Annotated in this window: 17 protein-coding genes; 13 read left to right on the top strand and 4 right to left on the bottom strand. The window is 42.3% G+C overall.

Translation table 11 applies throughout. From position 1 onward, the window contains the following. Window positions 1–71: 71 nt before the first annotated feature. The 8 genes from L1D22_RS10720 to rmf all read left to right on the top strand — a co-directional run bounded on the left by L1D22_RS10720 (window position 72) and on the right by rmf (window position 13,847). Complete coding sequence (locus tag L1D22_RS10720) at window positions 72–4,913, top strand: NAD-glutamate dehydrogenase (RefSeq protein ID WP_239829754.1); 4,842 nt, start codon at window positions 72–74, stop codon at window positions 4,911–4,913. Between the two features lie 290 nt (window positions 4,914–5,203). Then, window positions 5,204–6,214, top strand: coding sequence for a quinone-dependent dihydroorotate dehydrogenase (gene pyrD, locus L1D22_RS10725; protein WP_239829755.1), 1,011 nt, complete (start codon window positions 5,204–5,206; stop codon window positions 6,212–6,214). A 206-nt stretch (window positions 6,215–6,420) separates the two neighbouring features. Continuing rightward, a complete protein-coding gene (locus L1D22_RS10730) occupies window positions 6,421–6,969 on the top strand; it encodes a cell division protein ZapC (protein WP_239829756.1) in 549 nt (182 codons plus the stop codon). Between the two features lie 508 nt (window positions 6,970–7,477). After that, window positions 7,478–9,598: a bifunctional 23S rRNA (guanine(2069)-N(7))-methyltransferase RlmK/23S rRNA (guanine(2445)-N(2))-methyltransferase RlmL gene (gene rlmKL, locus L1D22_RS10735; RefSeq protein ID WP_239829757.1), complete on the top strand. Its 2,121-nt coding sequence runs from the start codon at window positions 7,478–7,480 to the stop codon at window positions 9,596–9,598. A gap of 25 nt (window positions 9,599–9,623) precedes the next feature. Next, a complete protein-coding gene (locus tag L1D22_RS10740) occupies window positions 9,624–9,884 on the top strand; it encodes a glutaredoxin family protein (RefSeq protein WP_019823251.1) in 261 nt (86 codons plus the stop codon). Continuing rightward, entirely contained in the window at window positions 9,862–11,778 is a 1,917-nt protein-coding gene (locus L1D22_RS10745) for an ABC transporter ATP-binding protein (RefSeq protein WP_176681145.1), read from the top strand. The genes L1D22_RS10740 and L1D22_RS10745 overlap by 23 nt, the downstream gene beginning before the upstream one ends. Before the next feature lie 9 nt (window positions 11,779–11,787). Beyond that, window positions 11,788–13,512, top strand: coding sequence for a DUF3466 family protein (locus tag L1D22_RS10750; protein WP_239829758.1), 1,725 nt, complete (start codon window positions 11,788–11,790; stop codon window positions 13,510–13,512). A gap of 161 nt (window positions 13,513–13,673) precedes the next feature. After that, the gene (gene rmf, locus L1D22_RS10755; protein ID WP_010440780.1) at window positions 13,674–13,847 is read left to right on the top strand and encodes a ribosome modulation factor; all 174 of its coding nucleotides are present in this window, start codon (window positions 13,674–13,676) and stop codon (window positions 13,845–13,847) included. Between the two features lie 270 nt (window positions 13,848–14,117). Here the strand turns inward: rmf and fabA are convergent, their stop codons facing one another. Both fabA and L1D22_RS10765 read right to left on the bottom strand, forming a co-directional pair. After that, window positions 14,118–14,633 carry a bifunctional 3-hydroxydecanoyl-ACP dehydratase/trans-2-decenoyl-ACP isomerase gene (gene fabA / locus L1D22_RS10760; protein WP_029223508.1) on the bottom strand — a complete coding sequence of 172 codons (516 nt, stop codon included), beginning with the start codon at window positions 14,631–14,633 and terminating at the stop codon, window positions 14,118–14,120. Window positions 14,634–14,703: 70 nt separating this feature from the next. Beyond that, complete coding sequence (locus L1D22_RS10765; RefSeq protein ID WP_239829759.1) at window positions 14,704–16,356, bottom strand: Lon protease family protein; 1,653 nt, start codon at window positions 16,354–16,356, stop codon at window positions 14,704–14,706. A gap of 189 nt (window positions 16,357–16,545) precedes the next feature. Between L1D22_RS10765 and matP the strand changes: the two genes are divergently transcribed. From matP to L1D22_RS10785, 4 genes are all read left to right on the top strand, one after another. After that, a complete protein-coding gene (gene matP, locus L1D22_RS10770) occupies window positions 16,546–17,001 on the top strand; it encodes a macrodomain Ter protein MatP (RefSeq protein ID WP_239829760.1) in 456 nt (151 codons plus the stop codon). Between the two features lie 23 nt (window positions 17,002–17,024). Then, window positions 17,025–17,333, top strand: coding sequence for a DUF3634 family protein (locus tag L1D22_RS10775; RefSeq protein WP_239829761.1), 309 nt, complete (start codon window positions 17,025–17,027; stop codon window positions 17,331–17,333). 104 nt (window positions 17,334–17,437) lie between these two features. After that, window positions 17,438–17,749, top strand: a complete 312-nt coding sequence (locus tag L1D22_RS10780) for a hypothetical protein (RefSeq protein WP_146489727.1) — start codon at window positions 17,438–17,440, stop codon at window positions 17,747–17,749. A 142-nt stretch (window positions 17,750–17,891) separates the two neighbouring features. Further along, window positions 17,892–19,112, top strand: a complete 1,221-nt coding sequence (locus L1D22_RS10785) for a hypothetical protein (protein ID WP_239829762.1) — start codon at window positions 17,892–17,894, stop codon at window positions 19,110–19,112. A gap of 82 nt (window positions 19,113–19,194) precedes the next feature. On the opposite strand, the gene L1D22_RS10790 is transcribed toward L1D22_RS10785, so the two are convergent. Together L1D22_RS10790 and L1D22_RS10795 are read right to left on the bottom strand one after the other, a co-directional pair. Then, window positions 19,195–19,797, bottom strand: coding sequence for a DUF2971 domain-containing protein (locus tag L1D22_RS10790; protein ID WP_345772806.1), 603 nt, complete (start codon window positions 19,795–19,797; stop codon window positions 19,195–19,197). A 323-nt stretch (window positions 19,798–20,120) separates the two neighbouring features. Beyond that, window positions 20,121–20,720 carry a porin family protein gene (locus L1D22_RS10795; protein WP_239829764.1) on the bottom strand — a complete coding sequence of 200 codons (600 nt, stop codon included), beginning with the start codon at window positions 20,718–20,720 and terminating at the stop codon, window positions 20,121–20,123. A gap of 1,018 nt (window positions 20,721–21,738) precedes the next feature. Here L1D22_RS10795 and L1D22_RS10800 point away from each other — a divergent pair. After that, window positions 21,739–22,107: a regulator gene (locus tag L1D22_RS10800; protein WP_239829765.1), complete on the top strand. Its 369-nt coding sequence runs from the start codon at window positions 21,739–21,741 to the stop codon at window positions 22,105–22,107. Window positions 22,108–22,230 lie beyond the last annotated feature (123 nt).

Raw genomic sequence — 22,230 nt, forward strand, 5'->3', positions numbered from 1 at the left:
GGCACGATTCAAACACCAGATTAAGTGATCCCCCTAATAATAAAATATAATTCTAATTGTGGAGTGTGACTATGACCGCACGTGAAACTGTGGTTCCAGTTTTACTTGAAAAAGTTTACAAGCTGATTCAAGACAAACTTGACCTTGCTCATCGACCTCTCGTAACTCAACTTGCTCAACACTTGTTTAGTAACGTTTCTCACGACGACCTAACTCAGAGAAACGAATCCGATTTATACGGTGCTGTAGTTAGCTTATGGCATCACATCAATGAAAAGAAAGCCGATGAAATTTCTGTTCGTGTTTTTAACCCGACAGTAAGTCGCCAAGGCTGGCAGTCTACTCATACTATCGTTGAGATAGTGGTACCAGATAGCCCATTCCTCGTTGATTCTGTAAAAATGGCATTAACTCGCCTCGACCTCTCCTCTCACCTTATGCTTCACAACCCAACTCAAATTTCTCGTTCTGACTCAGGAAATGTTGTCGGTGTGAGTAACGATGAAGGTGTATTCCAATCGCTTTTCCATATTGAGGTTGACCGTCTTAGTAGCAAAGCTGAGATGACAGCACTTAAAACGGAACTGTTGGATATCTTTACGGATACTGGCCTTGTTGTTAACGACTGGCTAAAAATGGTTGAAAGACTGAAAGAAGTCACCAACCAAGTTGAAAAGCAAAAAGAGACAATTCCGGTAGACGCTCAACGCTTCGATGAAACGCTGGCTTTCCTTCGCTGGTTAGGCGAGCACAACTTTACGTTTATGGGTTACAAGGAATACGACCTTGTGTCTGTAAATGGTGACACTGAACTGCAACCGACTAAGGAGCAAGGCCTTGGTTTGTTCGCGAATTCAGATCGCGTACGCAACGTTAAGCTGTCTGAGTTTTCTGACTCGGCACGTTTAGAAGCGAAAAAACCGTATGTACTTATCGTAACGAAGGGCAACACGGCTTCACGAATTCACCGCCCAGCTTACAATGACTACATCGGTATTAAGAAATTCGATAAGAACGGCAAGGTAATTGGCGAGCATCGCTTCACTGGTCTTTACACTTCTGCTGTTTATAACCAAACCGTTGAAACGATTCCTCTAGTTCGCGAGAAAGTAGAGCGTATCTTAGACGCGAGTGGTTACCGTGAGGGTTCTTACTCTTACAAAGCTCTGCACAATATTCTTGAAAACTACCCACGTGATGAACTGCTTCAAGCTCGAGAAGAAGAGTTACTTGAAGTGGGTACAGGCGTAGTTCAAATGCAAGATCGTGATCTTCTGCGTTTGTTCGTTCGCAAAGACCCGTTTGGCCGTTTCTTCAGCTGTATGGTTTACGTAACAAAAGATCGTTACAACACTGAACTTCGCCGTCAAACACAACGCATCTTGAAGCAGTACTTTGGTTGTGAAGAAGAGGTTGAATTTACAACGTACTTCTCTGAAAGCCCACTGGCGAGAACGCACTATATTGTTCGTGTTGATAACAACAACATGGATGTGGACGTGAAAACAATTGAGCAAAATTTAATGGAAGTATCGTCTACTTGGGATGACCGCCTGTCTGAATCAATCATTGCAAACTTCGGTGAGAGCAAAGGCCTTCCATTGTCGAAAGAGTACATGCGTGCATTCCCACGCTCGTACAAAGAAGACATGATGCCAGGTTCTGCAGTAGCGGACATCGAGCGTTTAGAAGCACTGAGCGAAGACAACAAACTGGGCATGCTTTTCTACCGTCCGCAAGAAGAAGCGGCAGATTCTAAAGCCGTTCGTTTGAAGTTGTTCTACCACAGCGATGAGCCAATTCACCTTTCTGATGTGATGCCAATGCTTGAAAACTTTGGCCTGCGCGTTATTGGTGAATCACCTTATGAAGTGCGTAAAACCAACGGTGTGACATATTGGATCCTTGATTTCTCTATGCTACACAAGAGCGACAAGACCATTGATCTTCGTGAAGCTCGCGATCTTTTCCAACAAGCCTTTGCGGCAATTTGGGCGGGTGAGTTAGACAGCGATGGTTTCAACCGCTTGGTATTGGGCGCTGGTCTTTCTGGACGTGAAATTTCAATCTTACGTGCTTATGCTCGTTACATGCGTCAAGTGGGTTTTCCATTCAGTCAACAATACATTGAAGATACATTGTCTCATTACCCTGAACTAGCTAAAGGGTTAGTAAGCTTATTCGGTAAACGTTTTGACCCTAAACTGAAGGGCAGCGCGAAAGGACAGAAAGACCTTATTAGGAAGATCACTGAACATCTGGATCATGTTGAGAGCCTGGACGATGATCGTATTATTCGTCGCTACATGGAAATGATCACTGCAACGCTTCGTACTAACTATTACCAAGTCGATGAGAACAAGCAGTCTAAACCTTGGTTGGCTTTGAAAATGAGGCCAAGTGAGATTCCAGATATCCCTGCGCCGGTTCCTGCATTTGAGATTTTTGTCTATGCACCGGATATTGAAGGTGTCCATCTACGCGCCGGTAAAGTTGCTCGTGGTGGTCTTCGTTGGTCAGATCGTCAAGAAGATTTCCGTACTGAGATTCTGGGCCTAGTTAAAGCACAACAAGTTAAGAACACGGTAATTGTACCTGTGGGTGCTAAAGGTGGTTTCGTTTGTAAGCGTCAACACACTATGTCTGGCCGTGACGAGATTTTCGCGGAAGGTCAACGTTGTTACAAGCGCTTCATCCGTGCACTACTAGATGTATCAGACAACATCATTGAAGGTGAAGTCATCCCACCTAAGAGCGTTGTGCGTCACGATGAAGATGACCCTTACTTGGTTGTTGCTGCCGATAAAGGTACGGCGACATTCTCAGATCTAGCAAACTCGGTCGCTGAAGAGTACAACTTCTGGCTAGGTGATGCATTTGCGTCTGGTGGCTCTAACGGTTACGACCACAAAGCGATGGGTATCACCGCAAAAGGTGGCTGGGAATCGGTTAAGCGTCACTTCCGTGAAATGGGTATCAACTGCCAAACGACAGATTTCACTGCGATCGGTGTGGGTGATATGGCGGGTGACGTGTTTGGTAACGGTATGCTGTTATCTAAGCACATTCGCCTACAAGCTGCGTTTAACCACATGCATATCTTTATCGATCCGAATCCAGATTCAGCATCAAGCTGGGTAGAGCGTGAGCGTCTGTTTAATCTGCCTCGTTCAAGCTGGGAAGATTACAATAAAGACCTGATTTCTCAAGGTGGTGGCATCTTCTCTCGTCAAGCGAAGTCTATCTCTCTAACACCTGAAATTCAAAAAATGCTAGGTACCAAGAAAGCGTCAATGGCACCGAATGATTTGATCAAAGCGATCTTGTCTATGCAGGTTGATCTACTTTGGAATGGTGGTATCGGTACTTATGTTAAGTCTTCAAACGAGACTCATACCGATGTCGGTGACCGTGCAAATGACGTGTTACGTATCGATGGCCGTAACCTAAAAGCTAAGGTTGTTGGTGAAGGCGGTAACTTGGGCATGACTCAACAGGGTCGTATTGAATATGCGTTAACGGGTGGTCGAGTGAATACCGACTTCGTTGATAACGTTGGTGGTGTTGACTGTTCGGATAACGAAGTAAACATTAAGATCTTCCTAAATGGTTTGGTGTCGAATGGTGATCTCACCGTTAAGCAACGTAACCAAGTGCTTGAGTCAATGGAAGACGAAGTTGGCGAAATCGTACTCGATGATGCTTACTGCCAAGCTGAGTCAATATCTGTTACTGAGCATCAAGGTGTCGGCTTAGTGAAAGAGCAAATCCGCTTCATCCACACAATGGAGAAAGCGGGGTACTTGGATCGTGGTTTGGAATATATCCCAGATGACGAAACGCTTCTAGAACGTGAGAAGCAAGGTCAAGCACTAACAAGACCTGAACTATCAGTACTGATTGCTTACGGAAAAATGGTGTTGAAAGAAGATCTCGTGAGTGATGATATTGCGAATGATGAGTTCCATGCTCAACAGTTGATGCAATACTTCCCAACCGAGTTACGCCGTAACTACTCTCAACACATGGATAACCATCCACTTCGTGCTGAAATCATTGCGACAGCACTGGCTAACCAAATGGTTAACGAAATGGGTTGTAACTTCGTGACTCGTTTGCAAGAAGAGACGGGCGCAAACATTGTTGATATTGCGAATGCTTACGCAGCATCTCGTGAGATCTACGGCTTGGGCAAAGTGCTTAAGAGTATTCGTGAACTGGATAATATCTCAAGTTCTGAAGCTCAATATGAGTTGCTTTACCACGTGCGCCGCACGCTGCGTCGTCTAGCGCGTTGGTTGCTAAGAAACCGTACTGGCAAACAATCAGTGAACGCCTTGATTGAATTGTACCAAGGTGATGTGGTTGCTATTACTGAGAAACTGGATGAAAACCTAGTCGCTTCAGAAGTAGAAGAGCACAAAGCAATGGCTCAAGTATGGATTGACCAAGGTGTAACGGCAGAACTGGCGAATTCAGTGGCTCGTTTGTCTAGCTTGTACTCAGCACTGGATATATCCACAGTGGCTCGTGAAACGGGTAAAACAGTACAGCAAGCGTCTAAGCTTTACTTCAACCTTGGCGACCGTTTGTCTCTGCACTGGTTCTTGAAACAAATCAATGGCCAAGCGGTAGATAATAACTGGCAAGCGCTGGCACGTGCGGCATTCAGAGAAGATCTGGATTGGCAGCAACGTCAGTTAACTGGCCAAGTTCTTAACTGTGGTTGTGGTTCAGACTTAGATGTTATTAAAGCATTGGACGACTGGATGGAAAGCAACTCAGTTTCTCTACATCGTTGGGAAAGCATCTTGAACGAATTCAAAGTGGGTTCTGTTCATGAGTTTGCTAAGTTCTCAGTGGCGTTACGTGAGTTGATGCTACTGAATCTAAACTGTATGTCGAAAGACTAATAGTTAGATAGAAACGAAAAACTATAAGGGCAGGCCATTAGGTCTGCCTTTTTCGTTTGGCTAAACAGCTTTTGCTGGATTCATTACAATTGAATCTGATGATTGAGGCATAAAGAATATTCCAAATGGATAATCTGAGCTTGAAACGGTAACGTTTGCTTAATAATGAACCTCATTCGTTAGCAAACTCGATTATCTTACCCTTACAGTCAGTAATAGATTGAATAGTTGGGTAAATAAGTAAATAATATCGCCCCGTTTACACGGGGCTTTTTTCTATCGGAGGCACAATGCTTTACCGTCTAGCCAGAACTGGCTTTTTCCAACTTGATGCCGAAAAGGCACATGATCTTGCAATTCAAAATTTCAAACGCTTCACAGGCACACCTATTGATCTTTTGTATCGCCAACAATTACCTCACCGACCTGTAGAGTGCATGGGTCTTAATTTTAAAAACCCAGTTGGCCTTGCGGCTGGCCTAGATAAAAACGGCGAATGTATTGATGCATTTGGCGCAATGGGTTTTGGTTTCGTTGAAGTAGGGACTGTGACTCCTCGTCCGCAAGCGGGTAACGACAAACCTCGTTTGTTCCGTCTTGTTGAAGCAGAAGGCATCATCAACCGCATGGGCTTTAATAACCTAGGCGTAGATAACCTTGTTGAGAATGTTAAGAAGTCGAACTACGACGGCATCTTAGGCATTAACATCGGTAAGAACAAAGACACACCAATTGAAAAAGGCGCTGAAGATTACTTGATTTGTATGGAGAAGGTATATCAATACGCTGGTTACATTGCTGTGAACATCTCTTCACCAAACACTCCAGGACTTCGCTCTCTTCAATACGGCGAAGCACTAGACGATCTATTGTCTGAACTGAAAACGAAACAATCTGAACTAGAAGAGAAGCATGGTAAATATGTACCTCTTGCTCTTAAGATTGCTCCGGATCTAAGTGACGACGAAATCAGCCAAATTTGTGAATCATTGATCAAAAATAAGATCGATGGTGTGATCGCAACAAACACAACATTGGATCGTTCAATCGTTGAAGGCATGAAGCATTGTGACGAAGCGGGTGGCCTAAGTGGACGTCCAGTTCAATCTCGCAGTACTGAAGTTGTTCGTAAACTTTATCAAGAGCTTGGTGACCAACTGCCGATCATCGGGGTAGGTGGTGTTGATTCGTATGTTGCTGCAAAAGAGAAAATGATGGCAGGCGCTAAGCTTGTACAAGTTTACTCTGGTTTCATTTACAAAGGTCCAGGCCTTGTAGGCGACATCGTTAAAAATCTTTAAACGACAAGACGCTTTTATTTCTGAAAAGCGACAATCTGGCATCGTCTTAATAAAAGAGACACTGTAACTCACTGAGTTGTAGAGAAAAGCGACAAGAAAGAGGAATTCATTTCCTCTTTTTTTTTGCCTATTGCTCCGTAAAATTACTGTAATTGAAGGTAATTTTGCGTTTTACCTAATGGAATGGTTCAACAGTGTGAGACGAAATGATGCTTAAACCTAGCGATACATGGAGTTGGTATTACGATGAGCAGCAATGTTCATTAATGCTAAACCTCGGAGAGGATATGATTTTCAAAACGAATCTGGTCCGCAATAAGCTGGTGGACTGCGCGTTTCGAGATAATGAATTCACCGTTGATGATGCATCTTCATACCAAACCTTCAAAGAACAAATTTCTGGCTTAGAACTGTCTGAGCCTCGCCAAGCTGAATTGGCACTTTATTGTGTGGCAGCAAAGCGCTTCCATAAGCCTGTTCAGCCTAAGAGTTGGTTCTTCGACTCACAAGGCTCTGGCCATGAATCCCCTCAAGAAGGGGATATTGTACAAATGAAAAACGAGCATAGCTTAGGATATTTCATTGTATTAGAAGTGGGAGAGTGTGCGAGCCTATGTGCATTTGTCGACCTAGAAGAGTTCCTGTTAACGCCTTCAAAAGGGCTTCGATTTGGAGACTCAATTAAGGTGATGCACGATAGAATGATAGACGCGAACGCTATCCTTCATCAGAGACACATAGCGATGGTAGGTTAACCTCCAATCTAGTACATCATTTCTACCACGCATCGCAGCACACAAACGTATAAACTTTCCTCAGAATCGGCTTAATAGCCGATTTTTTTGTGCCTAAAAAACCTCATCCTGATAAATACATTACTGCTTAACCATTTAAATAGTGAACTTACGACTATTTTTTTCACCTTAATTTCTGCCTGTTTTCATCGCCAGAAGAGTAAATTTACCACCTTTATTCCCTGTTTTTGGTCTTTTGTAGTTAAATTTCACCCATGAATCGCCATTGGTATATACCAATTAAAGGGTGAATATAAATTCACATTGCTTCTTTGGTTAAGAAGTGGTCAGAAATGGAGTTGGTTTGATAGGTCTTGTGTTCTAAGGGGATGTGGGTAAGCGATCGCTTCAAGACTGTGCATTTGCTAGCCAGTTAGTCGAAAGATTCAATGAAAAGACGCGTTTAGTGTGATGCTCTAGTTACAAATTCAGGTATAATCGAGCTCATTTTTATCAATAAAAGAACACTATGAATCAATATCTAGCGGTTACCTCAAACGGCCTTGAGAATTTATTAGTTGAAGAACTAACCCAACTAGGGATTACAAACGCAAAACCTGTTCAAGCAGGTGTTAAATTCAAAGCGACCAATGAGCAAATTTATCGTTGTTGTTTGTGGAGCCGTTTGGCTTCTCGATTTGTACGTGTCCTTTCTGAATTCACTTGTATGGACGACATGGATTTGTACCTTTCAACCACTGCGGTTAACTGGGTAAATCAATTCCATAGCTCTAAACGTTTTGTTGTTGACTTCAATGGTACGAACAACGAAATCCGCAACAGCCAATACGGTGCGATGAAAGTAAAAGATGCCGTTGTTGATTGCTTCGAGAAGAAGTCTTTACCACGTCCTTCTATCAGCAAAGAGAACCCAGATGTTCGTATTCACGTTCGTCTACACCGTGATAAAGCGATTCTTGGTGTTGATATGGTGGGCAGCGGTCTTCACCAACGTGGTTACCGTCCAGAATCAGGTCGTGCTCCGTTGCGTGAAACACTAGCTGCTGCAATCCTTCTTCGTAGTGGTTGGGATGCAACGAAACCTTTCTTAGACCCTATGTGTGGTTCTGGTACGTTAGTGATTGAAGCTGCAATGATGGCTGCAAACCTAGCACCGGGTGTTAAACGTCAGAAATGGTGTTTTGAATCACTAGAAGATTTCGAACCTGAGCTTTGGGCTGAAGTTAAAGCTGAAGCGAATGTTCAAGGCCGTCGTGGCGTTAAGAAAGTAGAATGTAAGTTCTATGGTTACGACAACGATGAGCGCATGATCAAAACAGCGCGCGACAATGCTCGTCGTGCTGGTGTAGAAGATCTGATTGAATTCGAAGTAGGTGATGCAGCAAAACTTAAACGCCCTACGGAATTTACTGATGGTGTGATTGTTTCTAACCCACCTTATGGTGAGCGTCTGGGTACAGAGCCTGGCCTAATCGCACTTTACACCGCATTCGGTGCGCAGCTTAAAGCGGAATTTGGTGGCTGTAACGCATCTATCTTCTCTAGCTCTGACGAGCTACTAAGCTGCTTACGCATGCGTGCAGACAAACAGTTCAAGTTGAACAACGGTGCGTTACCGTGTCACCAAAAGAACTACTCAATTTCAGATCGTCCGATGTCAGAGCGTCCAACCGGCGAGCAAGAACAACTAATTGCACCTGATTTCGCGAACCGTCTTAAAAAGAACATCGGTAAAATTGGCAAGTGGGCTAAGAAAGAGCAATTAGATTGTTACCGTATCTACGATGCTGACTTACCTGAATACAATGTAGCGATTGATGTATACCCAGGTCACCTTGTGATTCAAGAATATGCAGCGCCTAAAGATGTACCGGAAGAGAAGGCAAAACGTCGCTTAACCGATATCATCCGTGCTTCTATTCAAGTAACAGGCGTTGAAGCAAACAACGTTGTGCTTAAAGTGCGTCAGAAGCAGAAGGGTCGCTCTCAATACCAGAAACTGGCTCAAGACTCATCGAACCTAGAAGTGAACGAATACGGCGTGAAGCTGATTGTTAACCTTCACGACTACCTAGATACTGGCTTGTTCTTAGATCATAAAATCACTCGTCGTCGCATCGGTGAGATGGCCGCAGGTAAAGATTTCCTAAACTTGTTTGCTTACACCGGTAGTGCATCTGTTCATGCTGCAGTAGGTGGCGCTCGTTCTACAACTACTGTTGATATGTCTAATACCTACCTAGAGTGGGCGAAAGAGAACATGGAGCTTAATGGCCGTGTTGGTCGTCAACATCAATTTGTGCAAGCTGATTGCTTACAGTGGTTGGTTAAAGAGCAGGGTTCTTACGACCTGATCTTTATTGATCCACCTACGTTCTCAAACTCTAAGCGTATGGATCAATCTTTTGATGTTCAGCGTGATCACATTCAATTGATGGAAAACCTTAAGCGTCTTCTTCGTGAAGAAGGCACGATTGTGTTCTCTAACAACAAGCGTCACTTCAAAATGGACTTGGAAGCTCTGGATGAATTAGGTCTTAAGGCTCAGAACATCTCTGCTAAGACGCTTCCATTGGACTTCTCTCGCAATAAGCACATTCATAACTGCTGGTTGATTACTCACAAGTAGTTAAGAGATTGTATAAGGATATATAGTGCTGACTCTCTACAGTACAGAAGGGTGCCATCTATGTGAGATGGCATTCCAACTCACGGAACAGTTAAATATTAGCCATCACGTCAACGTTGTCGACATTGCATTCGATGATGAGCTCTTTTCCCGTTACGGGGTCACTATTCCGGTGCTCAAATTTGAAAGCTCTGATCTTTCTCAAAGCTCAGAGCTTAACTGGCCATTTGGCTTGTTAGAACTTAATGATTGGTTAAAGAAGAATGGCATTACTTACAATTCATAATGGGCAATTAGCGTTTGGCGATCACCCATTATTAGATCGTGCGGACTTCGCGCTGCAAGAAAACGAACGTGTGTGTTTAGTAGGGCGCAATGGCGCTGGTAAGTCGACACTGATGAAAATCCTATCTGGGAACATCATCATGGACGACGGCAAGATGCAAATCACGCAAGATGTGGTTGTGTCTCGTCTGGAACAAGATCCACCGCGTAATGAGCAAGGTACAGTTTATGACTATGTTGCTGGTGGCCTTGCTGAAATCGGCGAACAGCTGAAGATCTATCATGATCTTCTGGATCTCATCGCGACAGACCCAAGTGAAAAGAATCTAAACCGCCTTACTCGCGTTCAAGAACAACTGGATCATGCTAATGCATGGCGTTTTGAAGATCGTGTAAGTAATGTATTGGCGGCACTTAAGCTGACCGCTGAAACCAAGCTGACAGATTTGTCTGGTGGTTGGCAACGTAAAGCAGCACTTGCTCGTGCACTTGTATGTGACCCTGACGTGCTTCTGCTCGACGAACCGACTAACCACTTGGATGTTGCGACCATTGAATGGCTAGAGGGCTTCCTGAAAGACTTCCGCGGTTCAATCATCTTTATCTCGCATGACCGTGCGTTCATTAAGTCGATGGCTACGCGTATTGTTGATCTTGATCGCGGTAAATTGAGTTCTTTCCCGGGTGATTACGAAAACTATCTTGTTGAGAAAGAAGAAGCGCTTCGTGTTGAAGAAATGCAAAACGCCGAATTCGATAAGAAGCTTGCTCAAGAGGAAGTTTGGATTCGTCAGGGCATTAAAGCTCGTCGTACTCGTAACGAAGGCCGCGTTCGTGCGCTTAAGAAGCTACGTGAAGAACGTTTGAACCGTCGTGAAGTGCAGGGTAAAGCCGTTATCCAAATCGATGATGGTCAGCGTTCTGGCAAGATTGTATTCGAAGCTGAAAATCTTAACTTTGGTTTTGAAGGCAAAGAGATTGTTAAAGACTTCAGCTTTAACATCATGCGTGGCGATCGTATTGCTCTGATTGGCCCGAATGGCTGTGGTAAGAGTACGGTACTTAAACTGTTGCTTGATCAACTTAAGCCAGACTCAGGTCGTCTACATTGTGGTACTAAGCTTGAAGTCGCTTACTTCGATCAATACCGTGAAATCCTAGACCCAGAGAAGTCGGTGATTGATAACCTTGCTGATGGTAAGCAAGAAGTGACTGTCGGCGGCCGTGAGCGCCATGCACTAAGCTATCTTCAAGATTTCTTATTCTCGCCTAAACGTGCTCGCACGCCTGTAAAAGCGCTATCTGGTGGTGAGAAAAACCGTCTGTTATTAGCTCGTATCTTCCTAAAATCGAACAACTTGTTGATTCTCGATGAGCCAACCAACGATCTAGATATCGAAACTTTGGAACTTTTAGAAGATTTGCTTGCCAACTATCAGGGTACGCTTCTTTTAGTGAGCCACGACCGTCAGTTTGTTGATAACACAGTGATGACAAGTTGGATTTTCGAAGGTAATGGTGTTATCGAAGAATTTGTTGGTGGTTACCATGATGCTCAGCAGCAAAGAAAGCAGGCATTAGAGTACCGACAGGTTGAAAAGCCATCAAAGCCTGAGAAAGTAGTTGAGGAAACTCCCAAAACTGCGCCAGTTAAGGCTAAACCTAAGAAGTTATCGTATAAGCTACAACGAGAACTAGAAGCGCTACCAATGCGTTTGGAAGAATTGGAAACTCAAATTGAAACTCTTCAGGAAGAAGTCAACGATCCTAGCTTCTTTTCAAAATCTGTAGAGCAGACACAACCAGTTTTAGATAAGCTATCTGCAGCAGAGCAGGAGCTTGAAGTTGCTTTTGAGCGCTGGGAAGAGCTCGAGGCGCTACAACAGGAAAGTTAAGAAGTAATAATGACTTGTACTAAATTTAAATTAACAACAGTTGCAGCCCTAGTTTTGGCTGCAACTAATGCCAACGCTGCACTTTACAAGGTAGTTGAAGTCACTCCTTCGATTACCGGTGCATCTGAGATTTTTGGCGTAGCGATCCAGCCTGGTAGTGCTACCGACGGAACGGATGACCTTGCACTAGGGTGTTTTGACTCAGCTGCAACAAACTGTGCTGACACTACATTCAAACTTGCTGGTGAAACTCGCAATACGGTTGAAGCGGTAAGCTACCGCGAAGAAGTGCCTTTCGCTATGGATGCTCCATTTCAATACATCCAAGAGTTTGATGATTTCGAAAACTATTGCTACCGAGAACTAAGATACTCTACATGTGAGAGTTGGGCTCAAAATCGTTGGAACGACACTTGGAGCAAGGAAAGAAATGATCTTACTCATGTAAATGCGAAAGCGTTTGTTGAAGGTGGGGATACTTTTGAAACTCGCAATACGGTAATCAATTCTTTAGATGAGAATGCCCAACCTGTGGGGATCAAATCCAAAGATGATATTCGCAATAATGCATTGTTTACGACGACAGCGGCGCCAACTGGAGCTTCAGAAACTCGTGCTTGGAAAGCGATAACGGCAAGCAATGGTACCGTTTACAATGTAGGTAGTGTCTCTGAAGAGTTTGATCCGACTGACACTTCTGAACCAGATAAGGCGTTTGCTTCTAAAGCGGCAATTTGGGATGGTACAACAACAAAAGAAATTGATTGGATCAGAAGTGGTAATGCCCAACAAGGCGATTATTTTGCTCAAGGCAGTATGCGCTCAATCGTTGAATCAAACTCTGTTTTCTATGGTGTTGGCTATAATACGGCTGATGGTAGTGGTGATCGACAAGACATGAATGCCAGTATTTTTGTGAGTGACTCTCTAGACCTTACTAGTGCAACATGGACGACTACACAGATTAGCGGTGCAGAGGTAAAATCTGGTTCATCGAATGACGATGCTAGATACAGTAACTCCGTTGCGACTGATATTAACCAGAATTTGTTTGCTGTTGGTTATTCTAAGCGTAATGGTTATGTGCCAGAAAGTGGTAGTGCGGGTAACAAGATTTTTGTTGTAACTGATGCTAAAAACCCGACAGCAACGTATTTGTCTGGTGGTATCTTCTTCGGCGGTTCGAGCGGTGAAGCTAAAGCAGTTAACAACTTTAATGAGTTTGTTGGCCAAATAGATGCAGAAACCACTCGTGAGGTTGATGGTAGTGAAAGAAGACACAGAGGCTTTATATATCCTTATAACGTATCTTCATCAACTGAAGCTCGTCGTGTAGACATCTTTAATGGTCAGGCTTGGTGGCTAGATGATCTAACAAATGGTGCAAACGTAGATGGGCAAGATTACTCTGATGCTAACAACTATTTCCGTGTTATTGATGCGACAGATATTAATGATGCTGGTGTAATCTCTGCAACCGCAATTAAGTGTACGGTTGGTGGCAAGGCACAAGCATATGACACAACTTCTCACAACTCATACTGTGGTGGCGCTGCGTCTAACGCGGTAGAAGAGGTGGTAGCCGTTAAACTGGTTCCAATTGCTGGTGCTACTAAAGCTGATATCCAAGCTCGTAGTGCCGATTCAGAAAAAGTTGATCGCCAAGGTGGTAGCCTAGGTTGGTTAACTTTGACTGTGCTTGGTCTGTTAGGGTTCCGCAGAAAATTTAAATAATTTTATCTCTTGAGCCCGAGTTCACAATTCTGAACTCGGGCTTTTTTTCACCTTGAGAAAAGTGAAAATCTGATCGATTCTTAAAGTTGGAGTCACAAAAACTCCGCGAAGTTGTAATCATTGTATGTTAGTAAATGAAACACCCGTATGAGGACTGCACTATGAAGAGACAAAAGCGTGATCGACTAGAACGAGCACAATCTCAAGGTTACAAAGCTGGTTTAAATGGTAGGTCGCAAGAAGCTTGCCCATATAGCCAAATGGATTCTCGGTCTTATTGGTTAGGTGGTTGGCGAGATGCCAAAGATGATAGAAATGCAGGTCTCTATAAATAGATAGGGCGCAACGAATTCAAGGTCAGGGCTCCATTGTTGATTGCAACAATTGGAGCCTTGTTAGTTTCTGAGAGACAAAAAGGTAATTAGAGCCGATATGTGCTGGAGACGGTCTGATCGCTCTTAGTGAGTTCACTAAGTAGATATAGCTGGTGGACTGACATTAATTCCATTACTAAAATGGCAATGTGCCTTAACGCACTATAACTAAATATATTGAGGTAAAAATAAAGCAGCCATGGGCTGCTTTATTAAAAATCTTATATTTAATTAGAATGCTGACGTATCTTGGAAAAGGCCAACTTTCAAATCTTTAGCAACATAGATCTCTTTACCATCAACCAGTACGCGACCATCCGCAAGGCCCATAACTAGGCGACGGTTAACAACGCGCTTCATGTGAATTTCGTAAGTCACTTTTTTCGCAGTAGGTAGAATTTGGCCTGTGAATTTCACTTCGCCTACGCCTAAAGCACGGCCTTTACCTTTGCCGCCAACCCAACCAAGGTAGAAGCCAACGAGCTGCCACATTGCATCAAGCCCTAGACAACCAGGCATTACAGGGTCACCAGGGAAGTGACAGTCGAAGAACCATAGGTCAGGAGTAATATCCAGTTCAGCAAGAATCAAACCTTTACCGAAATCACCTTCAGTCTCAGACATTTTAGTGATGCGATCCATCATCAACATGTTCGGTGCTGGTAGTTGAGGACCTTCTGGCCATAATTCGCCTTGGCTTGATGCTAGAAGCTCTTCGCGAGTGTAAGAATCACGTTTGTTTTGCATTATCAATTACTCCGATTTTTGATAGGTGCATTTTAGTGAACAGGTGTACGCTAAACAAGTCCGATCAGTACTAGACAAACCAGTTTTTAATGCGTCCAACAATTCCAATAGGGTGCTCATGTCTTTCAAAGTTTTCAATACGTTCCGCGATTTTACTCAGAACGCTTTCTTGTTCGTCGTCTCTAAATGGCTTGTTCATAATCAGAGGAATAGCTTCATCTACATTAGACACAGACCAAATGTGAAATTCTTCATTTTTGATGCTTTCAATCAGGTCAGGCTTTAACGCAAGATGCTTAAGGTTCGATTTTGGAAGGATCACACCTTGTTCGCCTGTTAAGCCTTGGTGCTTACATACATGATAGAAGCCTTCGATTTTCTCGTTAAGTCCACCAACGGCTTGTACTCGACCAAATTGATCAACGGCACCTGTAACGGCAATTTGTTGGTTAATCGGGTATTCAGACAAAGCGCTCACCAGAGAACACAGCTCCGCAAGAGAAGCACTATCGCCATCGACTTCGCAGTATGATTGTTCAAACACCACTGAAGCGGCATACGGCAGGGGATCTTCAAGATTCAGTGCACTGCTTACGAATGCTTGCATGATCATCATGCCTTTTGCATGAAGGTTACCGCCAAGTTCAGCTTTACGTTCAACATCGGCAATATCACCATCACCAAAGTGAATAACACACGAAATTCGAGCTGGCTCACCATAAGATATCGGGTGTCCCGGAACATCGATGACAGTCAGACCGTTAACTTGACCAACTTGTTCACCTTCAGTTTCGATAATGACTTGGCCATCTCGAATATCATCAAGGGCGCGTTCTGGGAGGTATGATTCACGGTTGTATTTGTGCTGCTGAGCTTGTTGGATATGGTGGATGTCAATTTCACCATTGTCAGCCTCAATCAAAGCTTCATTTAGTAGCGCGTTGTGCCAAATAGGACACAGCGGAATATAGCTTTGATCTTCAGTTTCTCTTGCGCCAGCGGTGAGAATTCCAGTCAGCGCTTGTTGCGTAATCTTTGGCAGCTCATAACGCTGTTGAAGCCACTTAAGGTATCCAAGGTATTGAATTAAAGTCTCTTCTGAAATTTTAACATCTTGCTCTATTTCACTGAATAGACAAAAGCCCGTTTGAATATCGCTGTCTAGATAATCAAGGTCACCTAATTGAGCTCTGTCTCCAACCACAATCAATTTAATGTTGTAGGTAAGAGGTAACGTCGGGGATTGATTCAAGTGTTCAGGGTTGCTGTTGATTGGTTCTACGGCCTCACCAAGAAGCGCAGATTTCAGCAATAACCAGCTTCCTGGATTTGCCAAGATCAAGTTTGCTGAAACGATCAGATAACCATTGTTTGCTCTAGCCAACAAGCCAGGTTTTGTCGCAATCACTTTGCCATCTTTTGATTGAACTTGATCAAACAGAGAAGCAGCATTTAAAGATTCAGTTTTTATAACTGGTAGAGTGTGGTCATCTAAAGCTTTGACTAAAGATTCAACAATCATTTGACGATAGATCGAGTTGTCCGGAGCGTTTACGAGTAAAACACGCGAAAGGTTAGATAAGCGGACAAAGCGTGTTAGCGCGTCTTTGAATCTATGTTGAATGTCTGAAAACGGGAGAGGCGAGATGTCAGGGAATTGCTCTAATTGAGCGCTATATTCTTCGTACTGAGGCGTAACATGTCGCCAATCTACTTGAGTCATTTAAGTTTCTGATTATGATAATGTGGTAGGGAGTATATAGAAAAACCGATCTCGCTTGTAGCTCTATGTTGTAGTTACTAATCACTAAGCGAATATAAGTATGATATTGGTCTATTCTTTCAAGACAATAATTGTTAAACAGCTCATTATGGGTTACGCTGTCACCAAGGTTAACTATCGAGATTAGACATGAAATATCAGCAACTTGAAAACTTGGAATGTGGTTGGAAATGGAACTATCTGGTCAAAAAATGGAAAGAAGGTGAATCGATCACCTGCCATATTGATTCAAGTGAAGCTGATGTTGCTATACAAGCCTTATTGAAGCTCGAACACCAGCCGACAGGCGTTCTTGAGTGGATATCGAACAACATGTCTCCAGAGCTCGATAACAAGCTTAAACAGGCCATTAGAGCCAAGCGTAAGCGTCACTTCAATGCGGAACAAGTTCACACTAAGAAGAAATCAATCGACCTAGATTACCGCGTATGGGAAAAACTTTCCCAAAGAGCAAACGAATTGGGTTGTACGCTATCTGATGCTATCGAATACTTAGTTAGCGAAGCATCTCGTAGTGAACAAGCCAGCAAGACAGTGACCAACCTTAAGGAAGACCTGAGTAAACTTCTTTCTGACGATAAATAATCATAAACTGTAATGGTGACATTATGATGTACGTAATCTTAATTGGTGCAGCGTTGGTCTTTTGGTTAGTTGTTATTGATAGACCAGTACTAAAAATAAAATTCAACGATGGGGCGATCGAGCAAGTTAAAGGTCATCTACCACCGAGCTTCAAGCATAACCTTCATGAGATTGGTCATAACAACGCTTTTAAAGGTGAGTTAAAAGTATATGCGAAGCGCTCGGGCTACAATCTTAAGTTTACCAAAGACATACCTAAAAACGTTCAACAGCGTATTCGCAATGTGTTCCCGCATAATGGTTTTAAGTCTAAAGGCTCAAAGAAAGCGTAATTGTTGAGAAATACGCCTTACTTGGTAAACCCTCATACTTAGTTAATCCTTCACTTTCCTTAACTATCTGCATACTGTTCTCACTTCCTAACAGAGAGAACAGTATGAGATATCTAATATTCTTGTTGTGTTTTGTATCCCCATTCGCATTTCCTGATGATGCATTGGTCAACCCTGTAGCCAAAAAGATCAAAGTCACTGTTATGAAAGGCTTCAACAAGAGTAAAGTTGATTTCGATGGCTATTGCGATCTAATGATTGAGATGAAGCACTCTAAAGGCTATACAAGAATTAAGAGGGTGAGAACATCGGGCGATAGTAAGGTTTGTAAACAGGCTAAAAAGCACCTACCAAAGGAGAGAAAGTTCAAATACAGTTTCCCAGAAAAGTATATTCGTCTCCATATCGCAAATTAACGGGGTTAGTGCACTATAACTAAATCACCTCAATTTTATTGAAACAATTTCGTGAACCAATCTCTAATTTCTATTAATATTAGTTTTATTATAAAGGCAGCATATGCCGATAAAAGGCAATTAGGGCAAAGGAAAGTTACGGTTGTTGTTAGCAAATAAAAGTTACTCCCCCGAAGTTATTGAGATCTCAAGGAAGGTCACAATCAATGTTGAAGCTCGCTTTAATCGATGGTTAATCTCACCAGAATATAAGCTTGCGCAATCGACAGTAGATACGTTACTAAGTTTGGAAAATAGGTATTGTGATAGCGTCATATTTGATGAATCCGACCGTATTTCTCATAATCAACGTATTTTATTACGTTGCGAACAAGACCGAGTGAATGCACGTCGCGAGAAGGTGGCAGCTAAACAACAGACATTGCGATATGTGATTGACGATGTCAGCGATGCGGCATCGGCATTAATGTTAGAAAAGCTGCAAGGAACCTTAATCAGTTCATTGTTTTCAGAATTACCAGACTACAATCAGTTCGCTAGTGTTGCCTATTCACCGTCTTTAAACTTTTCTAAACTCCATGAAATATCAGCGAAAAGTAGACCGCTGAGCTCAAGTTTAATCGAGTTTGTTTCTAACCGTGAGTTTACTGAAAAGTACGGCAAGAAGTCTAAAGTGATTCTCGATCCTAAAGTGGCAGCACGCCAAATTGGCATTGAGAACTGTCGCTTATTATTCCCTCTGTTAATGAGCCAGCAATTGATTAAGTGGAACGATGGCAACATCAAACACATCACGCCAAAGGTGTGGCAACACTTAGTCGTTACGTCCAATGCAACACGAATCCGTCTTCAAGAAACATCGGTTAAAGAACCCAATGTAGGGATTCTACTTGGTGTTTTGAGATCTCTACCTTTATTTTTGATTTGTAACCATTTTTCTTCAACTTTTGAAGACGCATTGGTGAAAACCATGATCGAATACCGAGACGCAAGTGACAAGCACGATGAATATTATGCTTGTGCTGAGATTCTTCCAAACACTCAGTTTCTTGAGTCCATGGTAGGACAGCTAGAACTTAAGCTACTTAAAAATCTTGTTGAATTTATTGATTGGAGCCCAAGTAATCAGTTTATTAAGAGAGCACTTCTTGAGGAAGTGAATGACATTCCTGTACTTGAGAGGACGATCTATGGTGCGGCTCTGGCCCAGGGAAGAAAGTTCTCTATTTTCGAAGCTTTAGATAACAGCGAGTTATTCAACGTTAAGCACCGACCTTACTGGTTTTCTACTGTTCAAATGTCTTTGGCAACGATCGAAAAAATGCAAGATCGAGTGCTCGGCAAATTGACGAATACTATGTAGTCAAAGAGGGCCCACATTGAAAGTGTGGCTCTCTTTTTTTGTTGCACTGTCACATTTAGTGCTTCGATTTATATAGGTTAGTCTAGGTGACGACTTCGAATGTATATGAATCTCGCTTCGCGACAGCCTGTTTAACGGGGATTCCAAGGCTTTGACATGTCATCAAGACCTTTAGCTTTCTGTCTGCAGGGGCGTGCTCTGAAAGGATAACAGCGCTTAAACACTCTTTATTTAGATACAGCTTATTTCCGATGATCTCTTCATCGGACAACACCCAACGAAATTCCTTTTCATAACACCAGTTTGAATGTTTAACTTTAAAGATGTCCGTTCCCCGCTTTGAAGTTTTTGATTCATTTAATGACGCTAAGCTTAATATGCTTGGGTCGTCTTCATATTGGACTTCAAAACAGTTGAGGTTCAGCTCTCCGTTATAGTGATTGAGGTCATACTCGATACACATACCTTTGAAGTTGTCGCCATATTGAGACCAAAGTATTGGATGGTTATTCGATTGGGAGAAGCACATAACCTTGAAATTATTCTGAAGTCTTGTGTCGGGTAGAAGGTTGAACTCAAAAGGGTTATTAAAGGTTTTAGCGTAATCAAACCACAACGAGCACTCAGATATCGACTGTATGTTTCTATCGTGGAGTGATCTGAACTTATAAAGTTTAGGCAACATATCAAACACCTAGTTTACAAAATTGCTTGATGTTAACACTTTAACTCACAATAGAAGCCTGAATGCATAGCATTTGATTGCCCAATCACTTAATTTAATCATATAACTGTTTGATAGATCAAAATTTAAACACTAAATGGTGGTCTGTTTAAGTCTTTTTTGCTGTGTGGAGCTAGGCAATAAATCTCTTGGATTTTTCGAATAAGATACAATGTAACTTTATTCGTGGAGAAAGTTACTCTATAAAGTCGAAATCGAGTAGGGAAAGTGAATGTTTAAAAGCCGAACTCAAAAAGAACGGCTTAATTTGAATTGAATCTGGATTAGAAATGGTACCTTGCGCCGATGTAAGCCGTTTGAGATGAAACATCGACGGAGTCTATTTCAACACGCGCATTTCGGTAACCAAGATGAATATCGATACGGTCTGTAATGATCGCACCAAGCTCACCGCCAACCTGATAAGCCGCTTCAGATTCCGAATCTGACATTCCGAACGCTTTTGCTTCCATATCCATAGAACCAACGCCCGCTAATAGAGACACATACAGATCTAATACGTCACCTTTAACAATAAACTTAGGCTTAATATTTATAAAGAAAGCTTGTCCTTCAACATCCATTACGTCGCTATAGTTAACTTTTCCGATTTTACGGTACTCGGCCTCCAATCCAAGTTTAACAACATCGTGGGTATTGAATTCGTAGCCGCCAACTAAGTTATAGCTGAAGTCTGATAAATCAGATGAATCTTCAATTGCGCTACCACGGTATTCTAATTCCGTTTCATTATAAAAGCCGACGTCAACACCTGCATAAAAACGACCATTTTTCCTAGAAGAGTTCTCGTTGTCACTTGCAAACGCGTGTGAGCTGACACCAAAAACGGTGAACAAGGATAGGGCGATCATACTGATTTTCATATTAAGCCTTTTAGATTATGAGTTATTTTTAATTCCAGAAGATGTTAACAAACAAAAGAGACACTAGTTAATGTGAAACCTGTCTAAATATCTGATTTTAAATACTTACTAGTAATAGATATGTCAGCATCTCAGTTGTAAGACAAGCTATGTTGGCCTAGACAGTACGAATAGGATTCGTGTTGCGTTGTAACTTTTTTAAACTGAGACCGCAAGCTTAGGTCGAAATGGAGTTACTTAATTAGGCTTGTCATTAACAATAAGGCTTAACAAAACTAGGAAGCTACTGATCACAAGTGATGTTGGTTGATAGAACTTGGTAGTTAACACAGTCTTTATAGAAGCTTGCTAAAGAATACGTTGGGTTTTCTCGAGTACTTATTAGCAATGTGAGAAGAAGTAGCCAGCTTTCTTAGTTCGTTGGTAATAAGGGGTCAGTAAGCAATTTTTGATCTGAGTAATTAGTTTTAGAAATAGAGTTTCTTTTTTGTTGTTGGCGTTCAACGCATCTATCGAGGTTCAGGATTAATTTGAATCGGCTTTGGAGGTTGGACGCTGCAGAATGATTGTTCGTTAGAAAATATAACTGGATGATGGACAGGTCAAAACAGAACTCAGCGTGTGGAGTTACTAAGAAACACGGTCGCGTGTGTGAAATCTGGAATAAAACCAAGAGCGATGTACGATGTACACAAGATTCGCGTACAGTACCGCGAGTTATAGGTGTAAAAAGAAGCCGCCGTAAGTTAGAACATTCAGAACAAATGTTCTCGATGATAAAGTTTGTGTTCAGAATGAGATAGACGTTGGCTAGACATATAATTATTAGCTTAAAGGCCTCATAGAGAATATTGGCGAATTTAAGAAGCTGACTTACCAAATGTAACGGTTTAAGGAGAAACGATGATAACAATGCCCTTAGAATTGATAATATACCACTGCGTATTATGTCTGATTATGTTTAATGGTGCATATCTTATAAAATCAGTGCAACCTCTTGTATTTAGAGGTTTTATCATTGAAGTATCGCGAAATGAGTAAGAATTACATTTTTCGAGAGTTAGAGTGCCAAATGACGAAGGAAGAGGTCGCTGAACTGTGTTTTAAAACTGTGAGAACCGTCACAGGTTGGGATGAGGGAAAACCAATACCTCCTGAATGCAAAAGACTTATGCGGATGGCCAAAGGTAGAGAACTTAGCATTAGTGAAGATTGGGGGCAGTTCAAAATGTTATACGACAGGATGGAGCTGCCAACAGGCCAAGTGGTTAGGCCGCAACAAATATTGGCAGGAATTGCACTATTGGGGATTCAATCTGAGTTAGAGATTAAGACTTCAACACATTTACTGGGGCTTGCTAGAGCGATAGCAAGTATCAAGAAATAGGATTAGAAAAGTATGGTTTTCTCAAGGGCAGCTCAAAGCCTAGTTACCTTAATTTTCACGAAGTGATCTTTGTTGATAAGGTTGTTTTGACTGGAGTGAAGACACGTCCTGTTTAGATATCTA

Source organism: Vibrio sp. Isolate34 (genome assembly GCF_022397915.1).
Taxonomy (GTDB): domain Bacteria; phylum Pseudomonadota; class Gammaproteobacteria; order Enterobacterales; family Vibrionaceae; genus Vibrio.